Origin of the sequence: Herbaspirillum sp. B65, assembly GCF_000333555.1 — a bacterium.
Lineage (GTDB): Bacteria > Pseudomonadota > Gammaproteobacteria > Burkholderiales > Burkholderiaceae_D > Herbaspirillum > Herbaspirillum rubrisubalbicans.
The window spans coordinates 1-2,384 of the sequence record NZ_BADI01000537.1 but is presented as its reverse complement, the minus strand read 5'-3'; the positions used below and the strand labels follow the sequence as shown (position 1 = coordinate 2,384).

Here is a 2,384-nt window from a genome sequence, read left to right as displayed (position 1 = left end):
TGATTCGAAGCTGGGCAAAACGGCAGTCGTCGGCAGCAATCGCCACCTCTGAGGCGAGCATCAGTTCGACCGCGACGGTGAAGCATATCCCCTTGAGCGCGATCACGACGGGCTTCTTGCGCAATGGCTCGCGTAAGGCGAACGGATCGACCTCGGCCGCCGGGAACAGCGGGAGGCCGGCCTGGCGCAGTGGCGCGATCTTCGGCATGTCGAGGCCGGCCGTGAAATGCTCGCCCTCGGCATACAGCAGGCCGCACGTCAGTTCTGGCGTCGTTTCCAGGAGCGTGTAGGCGCGCGCCAGTTCCTCGAACATTTTGGGCGTGAAACCGTTGCGCTTTTCCGGGCGGTCGATACCGATCAATAGCAAGCTGCCGTGTCGCTCGACCTTCACCTGCCCATCGGGATGTCTGTTGTCCATGGTTCTCCTCATTGATGTGACCTGCCTACGCGGGCGTTTGACAAGACCTGATCCGCTCGTTCATAATTCTAAACATCGTTCAAATAATGTGCAAGACCTCATTGTGCATCATCGGCCCGACGCGGCATTGCATACCGCCGCCACTTCAAGGAGCAGTACATGACATATGAAAACATCCTGGTCGAGACCCACGGGCGCGTCGGCCTCATCGCGCTGAACCGGCCGAAAGCCTACAACGCCCTGAACGATGCTTTGATGGACGACCTGACGGCCGCCCTGGAGATATTCGAATCCGATCCCGCCATCGGCGCCATCGTCCTTACCGGCAGCGACAAGGCATTCGCGGCCGGTGCCGACATCAAGATGATGCATGCCTGGAGTTTTACCGATGTCTACCGCGACCAGTTCATCACCTCGAACTGGGAACGTGTGACCCGCTGCCGCAAGCCGGTGATCGCGGCCGTGGCCGGGCTTGCACTGGGCGGCGGATGTGAGCTCGCGATGATGTGCGACTTCGTGCTCGCGGCCGACAATGCGCGCTTCGCCCTGCCCGAACTGAGCCTGGCAACGATTCCAGGGGCCGGCGGCACCCAGCGCCTGACCCGCGCGATCGGCAAGTCGAAGGCAATGGAAATGGTGCTCAGCGGGCGCCAGCTCAACGCCGATGAAGCCGATCGCTTCGGCCTCGTCAGCCGCGTCCTGCCCCTTGCTGAGCTGCGCACGGAAGCACTGGCCGTGGCGGCGAAGATCGCGGCGCAGTCGCTGCCGGCCACGATGATGGCCAAGGAGTGCGTGAACCGTGCCTTCGAGGGCTCGCTGGCCGAAGGCCTGCAGTTCGAACGCCGCATGGCTTACGCGACCTTCGCCTGCGCCGATCACAAGGAAGGTCTAGCTGCCTTCATCGAAAAACGCCCACCGGTCTTGTATAGGCCACTGCGTTCGCCAGACTGCCATTGGCAGCCGTCGCATTACCCAACTGCACTGTCGAATCACTATGACTAATGGCCGCATTGGTCGTCGTGTCATACACCTTATCCGATGCAGTCACATTGGCCACCGTCACATTGGCCTTCGCAATCGTGGCTGTCGTCTGGTTCTGACTTGACGTGCTCAATGTGTAGTTCGTCGTGTCTGCCAACGCTACGTTCACGTTCACCGTCTGGCTACCTGCTGCTGCGTTCGCATACGAGCCATTGACCGTGTAATTGCTGTAGCCCGTCGCCGACGCCAACGTGCCATTGGCTGCAGAAGCGTTACCCAGCAACACCGTGGCTGCACCCACATTGCTAATGGCTGCGTTCGTCGTCGTGTCGTACACCTTATCTGATGCCGTCACGTTCGCCACCGTCACATTGGCCTTCGCAATGTTGGCCGTCATGTTCTGTTGCGTCGTCCCAGACAACGTGTAGTTTGTCGTATCCGACAACGCCACATTCAGGTTCACAAGCTTGTTATTACCTGCCGATGCATTCGCAAACGTTCCATTGGCCGTGTAGTTGCTGAACGCCGTCGCACTCGCCAACGTTCCATTCGCGGCCGACGCATTACCCAACTGCACCGTCACGTTCCCATTCGACAGTGCCGCATTGGTCGTCGTGTCGTACACCTTATCCGACGCCGTCACGTTCGCCACCGTCACATTCGCCTTCGCGATGTTGGCTGTCGTCTTGTTCTGACTTGACGTACTCACCGTGTAGTTCGTCGTATCGCCCAACGCCACGTTCACGTTCACCGTCTGGCTACCCGCCGCAGCGTTCGCATACGAGCCATTGACCGTGTAAGCCGGCCGTGACCAAGACCCAGCAGCGTCTCTACCTGGGCAACAACATGGTGCTCACCGATACCCCCGGTATGTTGTGGCCCAAGATCGAGCATCCCAGCGATGGCCTGATGCTGGCGGCCAGTCACGCAGTGGGCAGCAATGCGCTGATCGAAGAAGAAGTGGCCACCTTCCTGGCCGACCTGT

General features: G+C 60.0%; 2 protein-coding genes and 2 pseudogenes. 2 read left to right on the top strand and 2 right to left on the bottom strand.

The features are described 5' to 3' along the window. The coding region (locus I5W_RS13060) for an enoyl-CoA hydratase-related protein (RefSeq protein WP_044529552.1) at positions 1-418 on the bottom strand (418 nt) is incomplete at its 3' end. A 159-nt stretch (positions 419-577) separates the two neighbouring features. On the opposite strand from I5W_RS13060, the pseudogene I5W_RS13055 reads away from it, so the two are divergent. Continuing rightward, positions 578-1,339: pseudogene (locus I5W_RS13055) on the top strand (enoyl-CoA hydratase); the annotation flags it as partial. Here I5W_RS13055 and I5W_RS31270 read toward each other — a convergent pair. After that, on the bottom strand, positions 1,317-2,057 hold the full coding sequence (locus tag I5W_RS31270; RefSeq protein WP_256380779.1) for a YDG domain-containing protein: 741 nt from the start codon (positions 2,055-2,057) through the stop codon (positions 1,317-1,319). The pseudogene I5W_RS13055 and the gene I5W_RS31270 overlap by 23 nt on opposite strands. A gap of 140 nt (positions 2,058-2,197) precedes the next feature. Here I5W_RS31270 and I5W_RS33350 point away from each other — a divergent pair. Further along, positions 2,198-2,384, top strand: a pseudogene (locus tag I5W_RS33350) (ribosome biogenesis GTPase YlqF); the annotation flags it as partial.